This is a genomic window from Syntrophorhabdales bacterium, from assembly GCA_035541455.1.
Taxonomy (GTDB): domain Bacteria; phylum Desulfobacterota; class Syntrophorhabdia; order Syntrophorhabdales; family WCHB1-27; genus JADGQN01.
Window position 1 is genome coordinate 1 of the sequence record DATKNH010000089.1, and the last position, 20,805, is coordinate 20,805.

Annotated in this window: 14 protein-coding genes; 9 read left to right on the forward strand and 5 right to left on the reverse strand. The window is 54.4% G+C overall.

Annotated features, from left to right (window positions below; translation table 11 throughout):
* The 3 genes from VMT71_09320 to VMT71_09330 form a co-directional block, all read right to left on the reverse strand.
* On the reverse strand, positions 1-1,683 hold a 1,683-nt coding region (locus tag VMT71_09320; protein HVN24161.1), incomplete at its 3' end, for a hypothetical protein.
* A 388-nt stretch (positions 1,684-2,071) separates the two neighbouring features.
* The gene (locus VMT71_09325; GenBank protein HVN24162.1) at positions 2,072-8,155 is read right to left on the reverse strand and encodes an alpha-2-macroglobulin family protein; all 6,084 of its coding nucleotides are present in this window, start codon (positions 8,153-8,155) and stop codon (positions 2,072-2,074) included.
* A gap of 261 nt (positions 8,156-8,416) precedes the next feature.
* Entirely contained in the window at positions 8,417-9,586 is a 1,170-nt protein-coding gene (locus VMT71_09330; protein ID HVN24163.1) for a HAMP domain-containing sensor histidine kinase, read from the reverse strand.
* 415 nt (positions 9,587-10,001) lie between these two features.
* On the opposite strand from VMT71_09330, the gene VMT71_09335 reads away from it, so the two are divergent.
* Complete coding sequence (locus tag VMT71_09335; GenBank protein ID HVN24164.1) at positions 10,002-10,670, forward strand: HAD-IB family hydrolase; 669 nt, start codon at positions 10,002-10,004, stop codon at positions 10,668-10,670.
* A 213-nt stretch (positions 10,671-10,883) separates the two neighbouring features.
* Here the strand turns inward: VMT71_09335 and VMT71_09340 are convergent, their stop codons facing one another.
* Complete coding sequence (locus VMT71_09340) at positions 10,884-11,216, reverse strand: hypothetical protein (GenBank protein ID HVN24165.1); 333 nt, start codon at positions 11,214-11,216, stop codon at positions 10,884-10,886.
* A gap of 61 nt (positions 11,217-11,277) precedes the next feature.
* Positions 11,278-11,724, reverse strand: coding sequence for a hypothetical protein (locus VMT71_09345; protein ID HVN24166.1), 447 nt, complete (start codon positions 11,722-11,724; stop codon positions 11,278-11,280).
* 500 nt (positions 11,725-12,224) lie between these two features.
* On the opposite strand from VMT71_09345, the gene meaB reads away from it, so the two are divergent.
* The 8 genes from meaB to VMT71_09385 all read left to right on the forward strand — a co-directional run bounded on the left by meaB (position 12,225) and on the right by VMT71_09385 (position 20,627).
* Complete coding sequence (gene meaB / locus VMT71_09350; GenBank protein ID HVN24167.1) at positions 12,225-13,184, forward strand: methylmalonyl Co-A mutase-associated GTPase MeaB; 960 nt, start codon at positions 12,225-12,227, stop codon at positions 13,182-13,184.
* Positions 13,169-14,329 carry an acyl-CoA dehydrogenase family protein gene (locus tag VMT71_09355; GenBank protein ID HVN24168.1) on the forward strand — a complete coding sequence of 387 codons (1,161 nt, stop codon included), beginning with the start codon at positions 13,169-13,171 and terminating at the stop codon, positions 14,327-14,329. The genes meaB and VMT71_09355 overlap by 16 nt, the downstream gene beginning before the upstream one ends.
* 15 nt (positions 14,330-14,344) lie before the next feature.
* Entirely contained in the window at positions 14,345-15,493 is a 1,149-nt protein-coding gene (locus VMT71_09360) for an acyl-CoA dehydrogenase family protein (GenBank protein ID HVN24169.1), read from the forward strand.
* 41 nt (positions 15,494-15,534) lie between these two features.
* Positions 15,535-15,939, forward strand: a complete 405-nt coding sequence (locus tag VMT71_09365; GenBank protein ID HVN24170.1) for a cobalamin B12-binding domain-containing protein — start codon at positions 15,535-15,537, stop codon at positions 15,937-15,939.
* 8 nt (positions 15,940-15,947) lie between these two features.
* A complete protein-coding gene (locus VMT71_09370; protein HVN24171.1) occupies positions 15,948-17,576 on the forward strand; it encodes a methylmalonyl-CoA mutase family protein in 1,629 nt (542 codons plus the stop codon).
* Positions 17,577-17,664: 88 nt separating this feature from the next.
* Positions 17,665-18,105, forward strand: coding sequence for a VOC family protein (locus tag VMT71_09375; GenBank protein ID HVN24172.1), 441 nt, complete (start codon positions 17,665-17,667; stop codon positions 18,103-18,105).
* 54 nt (positions 18,106-18,159) lie between these two features.
* Positions 18,160-19,302 carry a saccharopine dehydrogenase NADP-binding domain-containing protein gene (locus VMT71_09380; protein HVN24173.1) on the forward strand — a complete coding sequence of 381 codons (1,143 nt, stop codon included), beginning with the start codon at positions 18,160-18,162 and terminating at the stop codon, positions 19,300-19,302.
* Between the two features lie 65 nt (positions 19,303-19,367).
* A complete protein-coding gene (locus VMT71_09385) occupies positions 19,368-20,627 on the forward strand; it encodes an aminotransferase class III-fold pyridoxal phosphate-dependent enzyme (protein ID HVN24174.1) in 1,260 nt (419 codons plus the stop codon).
* Positions 20,628-20,805: the final 178 nt, after the last annotated feature.

Below are 20,805 nucleotides of genomic sequence, written 5' to 3' on the forward strand. Positions count from 1 at the left end.
CGAAGATTTCCATTTATCCATCAGTTTGAGGAGTGCGGTGCGGATAGCCGCATCGTTCTCTGTTTGGGCAGTTACAGAGCATTCTTCGGTTTGTTCGATCAGAGGCGAGCTGTAATCGGGTTTGGACTCAAAGAGAAGAGATCTCGCTTCAGCTCTCACGTTCTCAAGATCGAGCATGAATGTGTCCAGCGGCTGCGCGACTTCGCCGCGCACACCCTGTAGATACATGGACCATCCCAGCTGAATGCATTTCTCCCAGAGAAGGCGCCATGCTGGCGGCACCTCCTTATCCGGGGAAGCCCAGAGGAGATTGCCCGGGAAGAACATGGGACGGGTAAGCCCCTCAAAAGAGCGACTGGAAGCATCACCCTGCATTGTGCGGGCTTGGGACATAAAGTCTTCCAGCGCGAGCGAGATCTCCGTTATGGTTTGTTGTTTATTGGCCAGGAGAGTGTAAAACCAGAGCCTGCCGAGAAAAGAAGGAACAGAATTGAAAGGCAGGACAGGAGCAGCCGTGGTGTGCGCCGCGGGTCCACTGAGCACGAAGGATCCGCACCTGAAATTCCACAAGGAGGGAAGAAAGCCGGTCTGGTCAGCAATCTTAAGCCACATGCCCTCTATGGATAGGGTAGACCGTTGTCCGGGGGTCTTTGTGCTGCAAAGTACTTTGGCTACTTCGCTGAGGAAAGAGAGCTTAAGATAGAGCACCTCAAGAAAGAATTTGTCATTGAGTGCATAAAGGAAGAGAGTCTCGAGCAGTCCGGCATCCCTGATTGCCCTCAGGCAATGGAGTCGCCCGAACTCTCCTTTCATCTTAAGCCCAGCTTCGACTTCTTCAAATGGCGCCCCTGACACAAGCGCGAGGAAATCGGAAGCGTGTAGCGACATTCCTTCAAAAACCAGCAGATGGAAGGGATAGAAGGAGAATGGCACCACTCTCGACAAGGCGGGAATATCCGGTCCATAGCATTCCTCGTGCCTGACACAGGAATGACAAGGAAACTTTGCTGAAATGACGCTGTTCTCAGCCAGAAGGCGAAACTCCTTGATCAACGTCCAACGATCTTTCAGATCAGGCGGATCGTTATTGTCCATTTCATAGACATAGAAGTCGGATGCCCCGACGGAAGGGCACGAAGGGCAGGACAGGTAGCGCTTTAACGAGTGTGAATACGGCTGAAGACCCCTGGCTAAAAGCACCTCATCGTCCGTGCATTGCTCCAGCAATGCACCGCACCTGGGGCAGGGCGGGGAAAAGAAGCGCTGTGTGGTTTTGCAGAAGAAAAGAGGCGCCAGAGGCAGTAATCTGCCCTCCGGCGAGACCTGGATAGAGAAGGCACGTAACTGATGACTGGCATGCTCCTCCTTAAAGAACGAGAATGCACGCTGCCAGCCATTTTCAACATCTGGATTTTTGATCGGCCAAAGCTCGTTCCCTGTGAGGCGATAGCGGTCCTTCTGAACAAGCAGGAAAACTTTTCCAAGGAGTTTTCCGTTGTCTGTCAGGAACTGTGCTTCCATAAGCTGGGAGAACCCATCAGGCTCGCTTAGTATCAGGAAGGGCGTGGTCGTCTTCTCCAGGAGAAGAGGTTCTTGGGTTGCCAGGGTTATCTTCAGATACGAAGGCCCTTCTTTGGAATCGAGATGAGGAAGTAAGGAAGCCTTGTGACAGCTCTCTTTCATCTCACGAACCGCGCGTACAGGCTACCGCCCTGGACTGCATCCCGCTGCAGCCTGTGCGAAGAATGCCATATAGTAAGAAGGCCTTCAAGCCCTAATGCTTTCTAGTTTGAAAACAGAACCTACACTTCTAGCAACCCTTTGAGATCGTGCGTTTTGCCGGATGGGCACGGGACCTAAAGGAATTGCTTGAAATCTAGATCAATAGGCCCTGACTTTATTACTGACATCTTACTATAGGCTCGCTGTAATGCAAGAAAAATCTTCACCCGTGCGTGGCCCGAGAAGGGCCGGAACACAAGTAAAGAATGGTGTCTGAACATAGCGTCCATCGACGCTCGAGATATCTGTCTCGCAATTTGCATTATCAAATAGTCCTGTTGCTAGCCTTTCACTTAGCCTCTCCCTTGATGCTTACCTGTGCACCGGCTGAGTACGCTGTGAACTCAGGCGCGTACATGGGCTGGACGGTTGCGGGCGCAACCTTGAACGTGCCTGCTGCCGCTGCCCTGATGCGATATTTGAAGGTGTATTCACCCTGTGGCAGGTACTCGAAGAAGAAGTTGGTCCCGCTGTCGCGAATCTCCTCGTACCAGTAGACGCCGAGGTCCCACCGGTGGCGCGACTGGGCTGATACAGGCTCAAAGCCTGCCGCGCGCGGGTCGCGGAGGTGCACGTATTCCATCTGGTGCTTCGAGCGGAGGGAGATCTGTACCTCGACCTCGTCTCCCACCTGCAGTGTGGCCCCTTCTTTCAGAGGTTCGAGAACAAACTCCTTGCCTGTGTTGATTCGTCTGAAAAAGGAACGGGAAACGGCGAGATAATCACCCCGTGCCTCTTCCGGCATCTTCTCGGTTGAGAAAAGCCAGGTTGCGGACGCGAACATGAAACCGGGCGTTTCCTTCTCCACGGAGATTGTGGAAGTTGTTTTCGGATCAATCTTATCACCAGGGATGACGATTTGATTCTTCTTTCCCGTGTATTGGTCGGGATCGAATGCGAACTCTGTTTTCTGATTACCGACCGTCACAAGCGCAACCTCCTTCACCCCCAGTTGCTTTGTGGTCTTGAGGTATGCGGCCAGCGAGTATATGACTTCGGCTGTCGCCTTGGTCGACTTCCAGTGGTTGAGCTTCTTGTTAAGGAGGAGCCAGAGCACGAGCCCATCTATTTTCGGCTCAGTCGGCGTCAGCTCCATGGTTGTTCGGAGTGCGAAGGCGTGCGTCTCTATCGTGTCGTTGTACCAGAGCCACGCGCGATCCTCCGGGGCCCAGAACGTGCCCTGATCGTCGGTTGTCTTTGCAGAATCCATCACGCTTTCCCAGACGAGTGTAGCGTCCCTGGTACGCCCCATGCGCTTGAGAGTCAGCGCCAGGAATCCCTTGAGATACGGCCTGTGCTCTTTCCAGTGTTTGAAGCTGAAATCGAGCATAGCCTTTCTTTCGTCGTCGGTGAAGGAGCCGCTCGTCCAGGAGACATCCGGATAGCTTGAAAGCGCGTAGTTGACGAAGGTGACCAGTTCCCAGTTGGCGTTGCGCTCACGCATCTGTTTGACGATATCTTCGACGTAATACCGGTGCAGGTATTGCCATGCCTTTTGTATCATTCCCTTCGGCACATCTACCCCGAACTCCAGTGCTTTCGAGAAACCGAAGAGCAGGTACGTAGTCATGTACGGGGAAGGCGGGCCGCCGGGGAACCAGGGGAACCCACCGCTCGACGTTTGCGCTTTCTGAAGCTTGGTGAGGGACTCTTCACGCTGGGCCTTGGTGACTGCCGGATCGAGCACGTTGATCAGGTCGTCCTTCCCGAGAACGCCTCCCGCGGCCTCCCGCAGCCATGGTGTCTCTTCCAGGGCCATGTTCCGGTTCGGGTCCGGCTGGTTCCATTGTTCGTACTGCGTAGTTCGCTTGGAGAACTGCTCTGCCATTTTCTGAATGGCCGGATACTGGTTGTACAGTGAGGAAAGTATCCCGGTCGAGAGGAAACGGTTGAGAGTCTGCTCCGTGCACTCATAGGGATAGTTCACCAGATACGGGAGTGCAGAGAGCACCGAGTAAAAGAGTTGCGCATCGAGCGTGACCACGAGTTGCTCATTGAGGCGCGTGGGGTCGTCGTTCTTGAGCAGATCCTCGAACGTCATCGTCCGTTTTGCTTTGTCCTTGAGCGCGATGAAACGGGACTGCGCAAGGTGCATGCGTCCCGGGAGTAGCGGAATGTGACGGAGTTCGCCATCACTCAGATCGCCGGACTGCGCTATTACTTTGAAGGCTATCGTGCCGACGCGCGCAGGAGTTGTCACCGGGAAGGTCAGGTTTGTCCCTGAGCCAGCCCCAACAGAAAAGCTCCGCGGCCTTGCAGCGCCGCCTGTGATACCGAAGGTGTCGAGGATGCTCTTGTTCGTTTCCGGATCTATGATGTCGAATGTTAGCGTGCCCTTCATCTCTTTATCGGAAGCATTATTAACCACGACCTTTATATCTGCCTTGTCACCTTCTCGCAAAAAGCGTGGCAGATAGGGGCGCACCATCAGGTCCTTGATGCTTTTCGTCTCTTTCTGGACTGATCCCGATTTGAGGTCCTTGGTCAAAGCATGTGCCCAGACATTCCACGAGGTAACGGAGTCGGGTACAGTGAATTCGAAAGAGACCGAACCGTCTGCAGCCGCAATAAGGTGCGGGAACCAGAAGGCGGTCTCGGAGAAGTCAGAGCGCAGCTGTACCGGGGCCAGTGGTTCAGGCGCAGGAGCGGTCTCGTGTTTCTCCTCTGCGGCAGCCTTTTTCGGAGCCGGTGTTTGCGCGGCCGTCGCCGCATCACTCTTCATTGCAAGAACAGCGCCCTCCGATTCTCTCAACCTGCCGGCCGCCATAGGCATAGCAGCCTTGTACATCCTGCGTCCCGGTCCGCCTGTGCCATAGCGATCATAAGCCTTGAGCATGTCAGGCTGAAGCGCTGGATAGGCAGGCAGATCCTTGAAGCCACTGGTTGGAATCCAGATGGCGCCGGCAAGCGACAGGGAAACCCTGCAAAAGGGCCGCTGCAGGAAGCTGGGCCAGATGCTCATCAGGGAAGGCGGATGATGCGGCGCGAATGCGTCAAGGCTGCGGTCATACATGTAGGCCAGGACTTCCGCAGCCGCTGCAGGCACGTTTGCCTGATCGGGAGAAGAAACCTTTACGGTCCATTTCTCTTTCTGGCCCGGCTGTAGCCGGTCGCGGAACCTGGAAAACTCAACTCTCAACTGTTTGTTGTCCCACGGCACGAACACCGTGCGGCCGAATTCCACGTACTGATGGTCGCGCAGTGTCGCGCCTAAAAAGAGAAATCCTCCCCGGTCCTTTTCAGTGATCGGAATCTCTATGACCGGGCTCGCACTGCCCGCGTGTAAGATCCGTCCGTCAGTCTTCTTTGCGTTCTTAAATCGTCCGAGCATGAGGTCCTGTCCTTCAAACCCTGAAAGCGCCAGGAACCGGGCAGTACCGCCCACAGGGACCGAGGACTTTTGTACGAGGAAGAGGAAGGGAAGGGGCAGGCGCAAGGTCGGGCCTGCCACGAGGATCTCTTTCGACATCTGGTATGTTGCGCCGAAAGCATCCTTTGTTTCGTACCTGATGCGGTAAAGGCCGGCAGGTAGCGCAGGAAGCGCGAGTTCAGCCTCTCCCTGATCGTTGTGGATAAGAGCGCCACTGGTGACTTCAGATCCGTCCGGCCACTCGCGCATGATGGCATCGGGCTTATACTGCACATCCCAGCGCGGCCGCTGGGTATCCCCGGGAGTCTTCAGAAGAGGCTCCGGCGAGCCTTTGGGAGCGGGAGGCAAAGGCTGATCCGCGGGTAGGAGTGTTTTGTCGGGGAGAGCTACCTTGACAAGTCGAAAGGTTCCCTTGCCCGGCGCCGGGTTCCCGTCGAGGTTGGTTCGCATTATGGAAAGCTTCTCCGGCTGCTGCTCCATAAAGAAAGAGTTGTCGGTTTTGACACTGGCCTCGACCGCCACGAATCCTAACCTGAATGCATGGGAAGCCGAGCGCGTCTCGCCGCCCTCGTCAGTCACATCCGCATCGACTGCGTAGCGATAGCTAATGCCTTTTGATGACTGCTCCAGGCGCTCGTCAGCAGTCGGCGTGAAGGAAAGGGAGAAGCGGCCATCCTCGCCAAGAGTCGCGTTCCCTGTTGCCACAGTCTGTCCCCTGGTCTCAACAACCCAGCCGTAATAGCCCCACCACCATGGATAGACCGGCGTCCTCTTTACCCTCCATGCGACCTTGCCGTTGGTAACAGGCAGGCCGAAGTAATAGCGGGCCTCGCCCTTGACCGTTGCAGGTTTGTTCAGACGGAATTCTTCTTCGGGGTCGAGCAGTTTCGTTTCGAACGTCGGTCGCTTATACTCTTCGACTCGCACGCCTGTGGAGCCGCTGTGGGAGCAGACGACTTGCCACAGGCCGAGCAGGCGGCCAGCCGGTATGAGAAACTCGCCGGAGGCTGTGCCGTAAGCGTTTGCCACTAACTGCTTCTGTTCTACTGCCTGTCCGTTCGGGTCGCGGAGTGACACGGTGAGCGAAGTATTGGGCAGCAGCCGGTAGTTGGCCTGGCCTGACTGACCCTGGTAGAGCACCGCCTTGAAGAAGAGTTTCTGGTTCGGCCGGTAGATGCTCCGGTCGGTATAGACAACAGACCTCGTGATTTCCTGTGGTTGTTGGGGATAAACGGAAAAGCCGCGGTAATCAACCGCAGTCCAGTCTTTGTATCGGCCCACCACAAAGTAGGAGACGTTTGTTCCTGCAGCGAAGACTGCTTCCCCGTCGCCATTCGTCTTCTCTGTTCCGATTGGTTGATGCCTCTCTCGATAGTCGTGGCGATAGAGGGTCACGTCTACGCCTGGCAGTGGTGTGCCCGTAGAGCCTTGCAGAGCTTTGACGTGTACATCAGTCCCTTCCGTGCGTGTGGCGAGCACCAGGTCCCCGAGGTTCATTGGAACAGCCTGGATCTGATTGTTGCCCTTTGAAAAGTCTTTTTTCGCGGAGGCTACCACAACGTAGAGGCCGGGCCTATCCATCGGCGGGGTCACAAACATCCGATGACTCTTGAAATCGATGGCCTTGGGCAGGCTGACCGTCCATTCTGCGTAGGGTCTCTGTCGGCTCATCAACTGCTCTACGTCGCGACCGTTGAGTGCGACATTGAAATCGTCTGCGTTCCGGACTTTGTTGTCGAGGTCGCCTGCATAGGCGCGGAAGTAGAGTTCAGTCAAATTGTCGTACACGACGCCGATGGACGCCCGCTTCAGGTTGTCCTGCGCCATGGCTTCTATTGTGAAGGACGGCGCCTCTATCGACTTCACAATGTAGAGGCAGTGTTTCCCTCCGATGGAATCCGCGTAGGCGGCGTGCCCGTCCGAGGCAATCTTGTGGGCACGAACCAGGTTGTCAGGTGTATCCTCTTCCTTCACAAGTTCGGCGAGGGTGGCCATGCCAACGGTCCACCAGGGATAGCGGCGCACGTCGGACAATCGCGCTTCCAGGTCTTTTCGGATGCGTTCCCTATCAGCTTTTTCTGTGAAGTTGGTTTTGAGCTTCCTGAGCCGCTCCAGGCGTGCTTCGAAGGCCGCCTCAATTTCCTTGCGTCCCCTATGCCACGATTCCAGGTCACCGAGCGCTTCGCAGTACTTGACCACCGGATGGTCAATCTGCAGAGAAGGCTTCTCTGCGAGCAACCTCTCCAGGTCGATGGTGTAGACGTCGTCCGACTGCCCGGGCGCCCAGCCCAGCGTGTCAGCAAGCGCGTCCGCATAGAAATAGGTGATTGCATCGCGCAGGGTGGGGCGGATCTCCGGGGGGTAGTTATTCAGCTGGAGATATTCCGAGAGCAATGTCACTGGCTGTTCTCCTAATTCTTTCCTGTGGGAGAAGACTAGTTCGTATGAACGCAGGGCCTCGGCAAAGATCTGCTCTACAGTCCAGGCCTTCAGGTCGACCGTACCTTTTGAATCAACCTTTTCCCGTCCCCGTATCTCCCAGGAGTACTCGTGGGCATACGTCATGAGGGACTGCCCGTAGTAGAGATTAAGCACAGTCTGCGCGAGCAGGTCCTCGGGCCAAGGCTCTTCCTTCAACCGGCGAACAGCCGTCTCGTAGCCGTGGAGGGCAGTCGCTGTCTGTACGCAGCGGATCAGCGCGCGGACCCATGCCTCACTGTTCTGAGAAGAGCGCGCGGTCTTGAGGTTGTCTTCGGCTATTTCATGCGCCTGGGCGTACTTCTGTTCAGAGACGGCTTTGTCGTATGCTTTCCAGACGTTGCCGGTTTTACCTGTCCACGGAATAAACTTCATCGGTTTTGCCTCCCTTCCTGCAATTTTCTGCTCGGGCTGCGCGCCCGCAGCTGCGGGGGTGACCTTCGAAGCACCGCTCCACAAACATCCCAGGAACAAAAGCGCCAGCAGCAGAAGAATTCCCTTTACCATAGGTGCGGCCTTGATCATATGATTCTCTCCCGTCTCTGAGTTTTTCCTGATCGCTCATCGGGCGATTAAGTTATAACATTAGACAGTGCTGTCCGGGAATTTGTTTCATCCGGATCAGTTTATTGGCGTGCGGGAGAAGGGCGTGAAAGATTCAAAAGATACAATGCGGGTGAGGAGCGACCGGATCGCTCCGCTGATGACCGACGACGAGATGCTGGTGAAAGTGTTGGAGTCGTTGTAGCGGATGGGGAGCGGCGGGTACCCGTACGGGTGTTACGGTTATAGTTCGCGAGGGTACGTGAGTCTGAACGTTGTTCCTTCTTGGGGTGAGCTGCTGAAAGATACGGTCCCCTTGAGGTATCGCTGGGTGAGGAGCCGTACGCTGTAAGTTCCAAGTCCTCTGCCTACCCCTTTGGTGGAGAAGGAGCGCTGGAACATCTGAAGCCGCACATCAGGCTCCATGGTTCCGGGATTATGCACCCAAAATTCGATCCCATGTTCTCCCTCGCCGGCGCCTATGGTAATTGTCTCCCCGTCGCTGGAGGCCTCCAGGGCATTTTTCAAAAGGTTGCCTATGACGCGTCTCAAGAGCACCCGATCGCTCCTGAAGCTGATGTTTTTTGTTTCAGGAGAGATCCGGACGAAGCGTTTACCGGCATTGCCGTTGTGTTGCGCGGCAATCTCTCCCAGCAACTCCAACGAGTCTACGGGCGAGGGATTGATGGAAAGCTCTCCACGTTCGGCTGCAATCAGCTGCCTCTGAGCGTCAACCTCCTCCATCAGGCGTGCGGCGAGAAGCTGAATATGTTTTTGAAACTTATTGAAGTCCTCCCCTGAACTCTCTTCCAATAGTTCGGAACACCCGAGAATGGCTCCTGCTGTATTGACGATATCATGAATGAAGATACGCTCAAGCACAGCCCTTCTCTTCTCATCGCTTATATCGGCCGCGGTAAACATGGTGTAGGTTTCGCCTTCCACTGTAATCGGTGTTGCCCACACCCGGAGATCAAGTGCGTCCGGGTCACTCCTGCGAATAATGCGGCATTCGTGTACACTTTCATTCCCTTGCTGCGCGCTGAGAATTGATTTGACCGCGCCGCAGGTCCTGCAGAATTCCGTGGTACCGCACCCTTCATGTCTCTCGAATGCGTGAATGCAATCAAGTGCTTCACCAGGGCGCAGGCCGTGTACAGAGGAAAGATCTCGCAGGCCCAGTGCGTGCAGAAGCGCAGAGTTCGCAAAGACGATCTGTCGTTCTTTGTTAAGAATCGCGCACAGAGTCGGCATAGCCTCCAGCGCCCGGATAAGAAGCGGCGCTCTTGACAACACATCAGACTGGTGCAGGATCACCTGCAGCGGCTTTCGTTCAGGTGAAGCAAACTGAGTGGAAGGTAGATTGAAGTCGGCAATGCCTGTTTCAGTAAGCTGTTCGTCCTCTGTAGCCATGTTCATCCTCAGGAGTAGTAGTGCCATAGTTTAAACGAGGCCGCTGCTTTTCGTCAAAAAAGAACGCAAACTCAAATGTTTGCTCCAAGAGGGTACCGCCAGGCAAGGGCTCTGTGTCCCACACATAGAATTCAGGCCGGACCCTTTTCAGAGGAGCGTCAAAGATGGTAAACTACACCACCGTTAGCCATGAACCTGGGAATAGCATCAGCCACCATTCTTCTAATCAATTTGCCATTTGGATACTGGCGGGCCCACGCGGTTAAGTTCTCCCTCCAGTGGTTTGCTGCGGTGCATCTGCCGGTCATCATGGCGATCTCCATTCGAGTGCTGGGCGGACTCGGCTGGCACCTTGCGACCTTCCCGGCGCTGATCGGAGCTTATTGTGTCGGTCAGTTTGCGGGTGGCAGGATTTATGGCCAGTGGCAAAAAGAGGCGAGTAGCCCTCTCACTGCATGCCTCATCTGTGACCTCTGGAAAAGATTCTCTTCCCATGGCACTCGCGCTCTTTGACTTCGACGGCACGATAACCTTCAAAGACAGTTTCGGCGATTTCATTGCTTATGCGGTGGGCCGCAGAAGACTCATTACTGGCGCTGTACTCCTGAGCCCCATGCTTTTGGGCAATGTGCTGGGTCTTATCAGTAACTGGCGCGCAAAGGAAATAGTCTCCACGTATTTCTTTGGAGGGTGGGATGCCCGGGGTTTTGTGGAGCTTGCCTCTAAATACTCAAGGGAGCGTTTACCCCACCTCATCAGAGAGATTGCGCTGGAGAGAATAGCTTGGCACAAGCAACAAGGAGACAAAGTGGTCGTGGTCTCGGCCTCGATCGACTTGTGGCTGGCGGATTGGTGCACCGACCGGGCACTAGATCTTATTGCCACAAAACTCGCAATAGAAGATGGTAAAGTAACAGGCAGATTTTCGACCAGGAACTGCTCTGGCCAAGAGAAGGTCAGACGAATCGCGGAGCGTTACGATGTGAAGAGCTTTGACCGCGTTTATGCCTACGGTGACAGCGCAGGCGACAAGGCTATGCTGGGTATTGCGGATGAGAAGTATTACAGATGGAAACGCCTCTAATGTGCATCTAATGGCGATTTGTCTTCAAGACGTATAGTATCGTTGCCTTCGCCACGCGTCGTTCCGACGCACCGCAAGGTACGCCTCCACTCCTCGCGGCTTGAGCGCCTCGCTCTCCGCTTGAATACAAATCGCCATACTGCATTCTATCTACGCGAAGAGTAGTCCTTGCAGGACGTATTCGAAAGCCTTGAACCTTGTGCCTCGAGCCTTCTATTGTTTGGCCTGTTGCTCCTTGTACTCCCGGTAGTGCTGTTCAAGGTGCTCTTTTGCCTTGACGAAATTTGCAGGGTCTACCCACTTGACCTGATGCACTCTGCTCAGAGCGCTCCTTACGTGGTTGATATCAACTTTTCCATTAAACTGATGATGCGGAAGATGTCTTATTTTCTTTCCGTCCTGTGTGAATTCGATTACTGCAAAGGCAGAATCAGGAAGCTGCCGGATGTAGAGCCTGCTCCATGTCTCCGCCTGCGTTGTGGCTGCAACGAATAGAAGCATGAGTATAACCGTGACAAAAGCGATCTTCCGGCGCCTCAATTTCATGCATTCTCCTCAACATTGGCAAACTAAGCACAGACTGCTTGATGCTTCAACACGTTTCTTCTTACTTGAGCCCTCCAGGTGCGACTGCCTCAACCGTACCGCCGCCGAGTGTTATCGTCATTTCGATAACCGGTCTGTCAACTCTCTTCCATGTCACCGGTCCGTGTTTGGTTCCTTTCGGCAGGTAGAGAGAGTGCGTCCTGGTGATTGTGACTGGTTTACCGTCGATAACCATCTCAAATTCTGCACCGAGGTCTTCGGGATTGTGGGGGTCTGTGCCTATGTGCAATGCAATCTGATCGTAGTGATGGGTGTGTTCGCCAATAAGCGGATTGGGGTCGGGAACTGCCCATATCCAGCCGTACTCGACATAGACATTGCAACCCGGCACAAGATCATTGTTCATCCAGGTCAAAGAAGGAAGCTTGCGGCCTGTAACAGCGGTATTGACCCCTACCTCGTAAACGGGTTTGAGTATAAGCGTTTCTTTACGTTGTTCTTTTTCCATTCCTATTTTTTTCTCCTCTCCAAGCATTTTAATAATGTAATTTCTGCGTGAAGTTTGTTTTAAACCGTTTCTGGTAAGCTACCATTAGGGAATGCTGTCCTGCAAGACTCGCTGCCTCTGGGGCTCGCGTCGCCCCCTCCAGCGGCGAAGCCGCCAGAGCCTTCCCTCCACCCTCCAGCCGCTTCGCGGCTGCGGGTACCCGGTCGCCGTGCTCGCTAGATAGAGTCCCGCCGGGCGGCCTGAGTCAGCAGGGGACCACGCTTTCAAGCGCGGATGAATGCATGACGGGCCTGCACGAACGCGTGCTGTGAGTGTAACAGACTCGCCCGTGGGCATCTATAAGCCAAAATAGTTTTACTATGGTTAACGCATATGGTATACCGTATACATACTGACAAAAGGATTTTTGTGGCAAGGATCCTTGTCCAGCTTGATTGGAACGCGATTTGCCCGCGGAAGCGGGAGCCGTAGGGTTATTCGGCAAAAGGGGAGTGCTGTCTTTGGCTGATAGCAGCCTCGCACGAGCGATACTTAAGGGTGATGAGAAAAGTGCGGCCCGTCTCATTACCCTCATTGAAAATGGCAAGGCTGAAGGTTACGCAGAACTATCCGTTCTCTTCGCCCACACGGGCAATGCACATGTGATAGGCATCACTGGGCCGCCGGGAGCGGGTAAGAGCACCCTCACGGGTCGGCTCGCCGTTTCCCTCGTGGAACAGAACAGGAATGTGGGAGTTGTCGCAACTGATCCTACAAGCTTGCGCGGCGGTGGGGCGCTGCTCGCGGATCGACTTCGCATGAAAGAGGCTGATAAGAAGGACATCTTCATCCGTTCTATGGCGCACCGGGGCTATCCCGGGGGCATAGCCCGTGCGGCGGCCGGTGCCGTGTACGTGATGGAAGCCCTTGGCAAAGACGTGATTCTTGTGGAAAGCGTGGGGGCGGGGCAGGCGGAGAAGGAGCTTTTCTACCTTTGTGATACTGTCATCATCGTCTTCACTCCGGATTACGGCGATGAGATCCAACTGCTCAAGGCTGGCCTCATAGAGATTGGCGATATCCTGGTCGTGAACAAGGGTGACCACGCGGGAGCTACAGAGGCACAGCACGAATTGGCTCGGTATGCTTCCGCTAACGCGGCAAAGAACGGCTGGATTGCTCCGGTGCTCGTGACCCAGGCCGATAGCGGCAAAGGCGTGGTAGAACTCGTGGATGAGATCAATAGACATTGGTTTTTCATAAAGGCAGATAACCGGAGAAGAGAGATCAAGGAGGAAAAGCTTTCCGCTTTCCTGAACGGCCTCCTCAAAGAAGAGATGTGGAAACGTTTCGCCGGCCTGGTCGAGAATGATCAGGAATGCAGGCTCATTGCCGACGACGCGAAACATGGAAGAATAGATCCCTACAGTGCGGTCGAAAAAATCCTATCCGTGTCGAGGAACAGGTGGATTTCAGACTAACAGAGGCACAGCGATTCTTCCGGGAGCAGGTTTCACAGACGCTTCGGCGCATGGCACTTCCTGAAGCGCAAACACTGGATAGGGACGACGTATTCCCCAAAGCGCTGTTTGATGAGTTGGGTCGATTGGGCTACTACGGGATCAGGTATCCTGCCGAGATCGGCGGTATGGGGGCCGACTGCGTTACGTTCACCATTCTTGCTGAAGAGCTGGCGAAGGTCTCTATAGGTCTTGCGGCAATCGTGACTATGCAGTGTCTGATGGGAACCGATTTCATTTATCGTTTCGGCTCTGAGGAACAGAAGAAGCGATGCCTCTTGCCTGCTATCAGCGGGCAAAAGATAGGCACCATTGCCTTTACGGAACCGGATTGCGGGTCTGATCTTGGCAGCATCAAGACCCGCGCAGTCAAGGACAGCAACGGGTATAACATCACCGGCAGAAAGCTATGGATTACCAGTGGTCCGGTCGCAGATTTTGTGACGGTTGCTGCTACCACCGACCCGGCAAAAAGACTCGACGGCCTGGGCTTTTTTCTGGTGGAAAAGGGTACACCCGGATTTTCGGTCGGACAAAAAATCGATAAGATGTCAGCGCGTGGCGCCAACACGTGTGAGCTCATTTTTGATGCATGCCGTGTGCCCGAGGAGAATCTGCTGGGGCAGGAAGGCAAGGGGGCGAAGCAACTTGACGCCATACTGAGCGAGATCCGCACGATGATCGCGGGGCTGGGGCTCGGCCTTGCAAAAAGCGCATTTGCAGCAGGACTCAGATATGCCAACGAGCGCGAGGCGTTCGGCCGGTCTATCGGAAATTTTCAACTTATACAGGAGAAGATTGCAGAAATGGAGATGCGCATTAAGGCATCAGAATTTCTTACCTACTACGCAGCGTGGCTGAAGGACACGGGCGTCGCTACGGGTAAGGAGGCAGCCATGGCCAAGCTTTATTCCACGGAGTCTGCCTGCTACGTTGTAGACGAAGTCACGCGCATACATGGTGCATATGGCATTGCGGAGGAGTACCCTGCTCAGAGGTATTTCAGAGATGCGCGATTCCTCCTGTTTGGCGGGGGCACCTCCGAGATTCTGAAGACAATTATTGCAAAAGATACACTCAGGAAACCTGAACACCACTACCTGTGAGGAAGGAGATTCTCCATGGATTTTGCCTTGACTGAAGAACAGGAATTCTTCAAGAAGATGATTACCGAGACGATCGACCGCATGGTCGTGCCGAAAGCCCGCGAAATTGACGAAAAGGACGAATTCCCATGGGAACTGTGGCGCGAGTTCAGCAAACTCGGCTATCTTGGGCTTCGCTATCCCGAAGAGATCGGCGGCATGAATGCAGACCCTGTAACCGCCATGATCTTCTATGAGCAGATAGCGAGGGGATCGGTTGGCTTTGCCCAGAGCGTGATAATGAATATCCTCATGGGCACCTATTTTATCTATCGTTTCGGATCGGAGGAGATCAAGAAGCGCTGTCTCTATCCTGCGATGAGAGGCGAGAAAATCGCAACCATGTGCTTCACAGAGGATCAGTCAGGCTCAGACCTTTCGGCAACCAAGACCACAGCAGTCAAAGATGGGAAAGAGTGGGTGTTGAACGGGACCAAGATGTGGATAACCAACGGCCCTCTCGCCGATATGGCGACGGTGCTTGCCACAACCGACGCCAAGCTCGGGGCAAAAGGGCTTAACTTCTTCCTCGTTGAAAAGGGGACGCCCGGCTTTGCACCAGGACAGATCCTTGATAAGCTTGGCTGCCGGGGAACCGTTACAGGAGAGCTTGTGCTTGACAATGTCCATGTCCCCGAGGAGAATCTACTTGGTGCCGAGTTAAACAGAGGGACCGATTACCTGGGAGAGATACTCGACGAGGTGAGAGTCATGACCGGTGCCATGGCGCTCGGAATCGCTCAGGCGGCTTATGATGAGGGCCTGGAGTACGCAAGGAAGAGAGTTGCCTTTGGCAAGCCGATCGGCAGTTATCAGCTTATCAGGGCAAAATTCGCTGACATGGCCACTGAGATGGAGGCAAGCCGGCTCATGGTCTACTACGGCGCCTGGAGGATCAAGGAGAAGCTGCCAAGCCGCAAAGAAGCAGCCATGGCAAAGATGCTCGCAACTGAGACGTGCGTGAAAGTGGTCGATGAGGTTACGCGCATCTGGGGGGCAAATGGTTTTGCCCATGAGTACGATCCACAGCGCCACTTCAGGGATGCCCGCTTTTTACTTTACGGCGGGGGCACGCACGAAATTATAAAGGATTTTCTGGGCAGGCTGCTTATAGGGAAGACCTGATCCCATCATTGCTTCAGCGCAATCAATTTCGGGAGGATACTTTGGAAAATCAAAGAGGAATAAAAATACTGGTAGCCAAACCGGGACTCGACGGCCACGACAGGGGCGCCAAGGTAGTGGCTCACGCGCTGAAAGAGGCCGGTATGGAAGTGATCTACTCGGGTCTCCACAAAACAGTTGATCAGATCGTCAGGATAGCCGTCCAGGAGGACGTGGATATCATAGGTCTCTCCATTATGAGCGGTGCCCATATTCCCATCGTTGAAAAGCTCATGAAGAAAGTGGGGCAGGAAGGGATTGGCGATAAGATGGTCGTAGTAGGGGGTGTGATCCCGAACAAGGATATCGAACCGCTGAAGGGCCTGGGGGTGTCAGGTGTCTTTCCGGGTGGAACGCCTTTTGCGGAAATAGTGACCTTCATACGTGATCATGTGAAACGGACTTAGGAGGAAGCATGGGAGTTGCAAAATATACCAAGGACCAAAAGGACCAAATCACAGATGTGACGCTCCAATCGGGCATTCACGTCAAACCGCTTTACGGCCCTGAAGACCTGGAGAAGATCGGCTTTTCTTATGAAAAGGATCTGGCTGATCCGGGGCAGTATCCCTTCACAAGGGGGATTCACCGCCAGGGGTACAGGAGCAGGGCCTGGACCACAAGGCAGTACACAGGCTTCGGAACACCCTACGAGACAAATGAAAGATTCAAGCTCATGATTTCTCACGGGCAGACAGGGCTGAATGTGGCCTTCGACCTTCCCACGCAGATGGGATATGACTCGGATGATCCTATTACCGAAGGCGAGGTTGGCCGCGTGGGCATGGCGGTGGATACGCTGCGCGATTTTGAGGTGGCCTTCAAGGACATCAATCTGGCGAAGATAGGTTCAGGGCTGACAATCAACGCGGTCGCTTCGGTAATGCTCGCCATGTACCAGGCAGTCGCTGAAAAATACGGATACGCACGCGATGCAATCTCAGCCACGCCGCAGAACGATATTCTGAAGGAGATGATCGGACGGGGGTCCTGGATATTTCCCGTGGAGCCGGCTGTGAAACTGATCGGCGACACGATCGAATATTCCATAGAGGCTCTCCCGCGCACAAACCCTGTGAGTGTATGCGGCTACCACATCAGGGAATCGGGCGCAACGCCGGCGCAGGAGATAGGCTACGCCATCCTGATCGCTAATGCGTATATAGACAACGTGATCGCCAGGGGCTACGACGTGGATGCATTTGTCGGCCGTTTTTCTTTCAACTTCAATGTATTCGGGAATATCTGGGAGCAGGTGGCAAAGTTCAGGGCCGGCCGGAAGCTCTGGGCAAGAAATCTCAAGGAGAAATACGGTGTCAAGAAAGATTCGAACATGTACCTGAGGGGCCTCTTCGGGGGAGGAGGTTACGGCCTCACCAAGGCTCAGCCTGAAAACAACATCATGCGCGGCGCCTATTACGCGCTTTCAGCCGCGCTGGCCGGAGCGCAGACCATAGCGCTTTGCAGTTACGACGAGGCTTACACCATCCCCACCCCTCATTCAGCCATCATTTCGTTGCGTACGCTGCAGCTCCTCATGGATGAGATGGGTTTGCGCGACACAGTTGATCCTCTGGCAGGCAGTTACTTTATAGAAACACTCACCAAGGAGATGGAACAGAAGATCGAAGAGGAGATGGAGCGCGTAGAGAAAGCCGGCGGCATTGTGCAGGCTGTGGCCACGGGCTACATCCAACGGCTGGTTGCAAGGCAGGCCTACGAGTTTGAGAAAGGCATCCAGTCAGGCGAGCTCTTGAAGGTCGGCGTGAATATCCACACTGAAGGGGAGCCCATGGACGTGGAGCTTCACGAGTACAACTGGGACTCGGCGGAAAAACAGATCGAGGGGCTCAAGGCAGTCAAACGCGAGAGAAACAACCGTGAAGTGGCGCGCACGCTCGCCGAGCTGGAGAAAGCCACTAAAGAGGGAAAGAATGTGATGCCATATCTGGTGGAATGCTGCAAGGCGTACGCGACGGTCGGGGAGATGACGGCCGTGTTCCGCAGTATCTACGGAGAATTTGACGAGCCGAGCCTGTTTTAGAAAGCGGATGGTTCAAGGGCCCAGGGGCCAAAGGCTCAAGGTGAAAACAAAGTTATTACGACTCATTGAAGCCTTCTGAGGACGAGATATGAAAATCGAGAAGATTGACCACATCTGTTTTGCAGTCAAAGATCTCGAGAGGACGAAACAGATCTACCGGGCTAATTTCGGTCTGGTGCCGGAACTGGAGTATGTTGCCGAATCTGAATACATCAAGGTTGCCCGCTACTACATCGGCGACGTGGCCGTGGAGCTGATGGAGTCGACCTCGCCTGATGGAGAGGTTGCAAAATTCATCAACAAGCGGGGAGAGGGTGTATTTCTCATCTCCTACAAGGTAGATGATCTCACGGCGGCATTGGCTGAACTCAAGGAAAAGGGCGCCGACCTGATTGATAAGGAACCAAGGGAGCTCTTTGGAAATCGATACGCTTTTGTCCAGCGCCCGGACAAACTCTGCGGGGTGCTGACCGAACTTCTGGACGGTGAGTTTGATAAGAGCAAGGTCCCTTTACGCAAAAAGAAATAATCTTTTTTTGTAACATGTGCCGAGAAGAAAATTTAACCTGACGGGGAGGGCGTAATGCGTGCATTAGTGGTCGGTGGAACGGGCGGTATGGGTCAGGGTGTAGCCCGGGATCTCATCAAACAGGAGCAGATCAAGAAAGTTATTCTGGGCGATATAAACGTAGACCCGGCTCGAGTACAGGATAAGCTGCGCGCCAGTGAGAAGATATCCCTCAACAGGATCGATGTAAATGACCACAAAGGAATGGTCAGGGCAATCAGCGAGTCTGACGTTGTAGTGAACTGCGCCGGGCCGTTTTACAAGACGGCGGTGGCGGTTGCCCGGGCAGCAATCGAAGCAAAGGTCAACTACATAGACATCTGCGATGACTATGAGGCGACCGAGATTCTTTTTGCTTCTGATATAGACAACGCGGCAAGACAGGCAGGCATCACGGTGCTGACAGGCATGGGGTCGGATCCGGGAACCAATAATGTGATAGTCAAATGGTATGCGGATCACCTTGACAGTGTAGAAGAGATTTCGTTGTTCTGGGTGGTAAGTATAGCGGAGCTCCAGGGCGCAGCCTGGGATCATGGTCTCCATATGATCATAGGCAAAATCCCACAGTACCTTAATGGCAAACTTGAGCACGTCGAAGGGGGCACTGGAGAGGAGACGGCGCAGTTCCTTGAACCACTTGGTGTTTGCGAGGTGCGCTACGTAGGTCATCCCCAGCCGCTTACGATACCGCGTTACATACCAGGTGTGAAAAATGTCGTTATCAAGGGAGCGCTCATACCTCTATGGGTGGACCAGCTGATCAAGGAGCAGAAAGAGACCGGCTTTCTCGGCAAGGAGCCCATAGAAGTGAAAGGGACACAGGTGACACCCTACGATCTCACGTTGCGGCTCTGGGATACTATTCCGAAGACGAGAGACAATGGCCCGCCAGCCTCCGGTCTTAAGGTGATTGTGAAGGGTAAGCGAAAAGGAGTACTGGTGACCTACACCGCGGACATCGTGGGCAGGATGGCGCCTGGTACAGGGCTTCCCGCTTCCATCGCGGCTCTCATGATGCAGGCAGGCGAGGTAAAAGCGAAGGGGGTTGTTGCACCGGAGGGCTGCATCGATCCTGCGAAATTTCTTGCAGCGTTGCTGCAGAGAGGTGCCAGGATACATCAGACAGAAAAGATAGAATCAATGCTCACGGTGTAATATCGGAGAGGTTATCATAGTTGCTAATTCCAGAATGTTAAAGCAACATCCAGAAGGAGCACCCCATGCATGATGCGGAGAAACTGAACATAACCAAGAGCCTCGAGCTGTTTGAAGAAGCAAAGAAACTGGTCCCCGGCGGCGTCCTCGGTGCCCGTAAACCGAGCGACTTCATCCAGGGAGAGTATCCGATCTTTCTTGAATTCGGCAAAGGCGCGCACCTGATCGACGTTGACGGGAACGAGTTTATCGACTTCCTCTGCGGGTACGGGCCCATCATTCTCGGCTACCGGGAAGACGAGGTCGACGATGCGGTCATCAGCCAGATAAAAGAGAAGGGGTTCTGCTTCACCCTAACTCAGCCCTATCAGAACTATCTGGCGCAGAGGCTCACACAGCTGGTGCCCTGCTCCGAGATGAGCATCTTTCTGAAAACCGGTTCTGATGCGACCACTGCGAGCATCCGCATTGCGAGGGCCTACACCAACAGGATCAAGGTCATGCGCTGCGGCTATCACGGCTGGCACGATTGGTCCGTCGAGATGAAGGGAGGTATCCCCGCGAAGCTCTATGAGGATGTCTATGAGTTCCGGTACAATAATCTGGATCAACTGAAAGAGCTGATGCGCGTCCACGGCAGAGAGACTGCTGCTATCATCATGACGCCCTTCGGCCATCCCAACCACATGAAGATGGAAGAGCCACAAGCGGGATTCCTGGAGGGCGTACGCGCTTTAGCTGACGAGTACGGCGCCGTGCTGGTCTACGATGAGATACGCACCAATTTCAGGCTCAGCATGGGTGGTGCGCAGCAGCTCTACGGCGTTACCCCCGATCTCTCCGTCCTGGGCAAAGGCATGGCAAACGGCTATGCTATCAGCGCCGTCACCGGTAAGGAGAAGGTGATGATGGCCGCCGCAAGCAAACTTTTCATATCCTCCACCTTCTTCCCCAACAGTGACGGTTACGTCGCTGCACTCAAGACGCTGGAGATTCTTGAGCGAGACAAGGTTATCGGCCACATCTGGGAGAAGGGCGGCCGGTTCTTCAAACGGATACGCTCCCTCATCGGGAAGCACGCCTCAGCCGGGGCGGAACTGACGGGCGTTGCCCCCATGTTCTACATCACCTTTGCGAAAGATGCTGCCGATACCCATCGCGCAAGGCGTGACGACTTCTACACCCAGCTCATCCGCAGGGGCATCTTCCTGCACCCCCATCACCACGGGTACATCTGCTATCGCCATACCGAGGAGGATCTTGAGAGGACCCTCGCGGCGATAGATGAGTGTCTGGGGTATGTGGCAGAGAAGTACAAGGCGTAAACCGATTTCCCGGGAGTTACCAGTCCAGGGGCAGGCCACTCGCACCATTTTCTCCGCTCTCTAGCGGATGTTCACCTCGCGTATAGCGCGCAACGCCTTCATTGACGGGTGATGAGGTATTTTTTGTGCCGTTGATGTAGTCACTAATATTTTCCTATATATGGTATTTTGTCCTTTA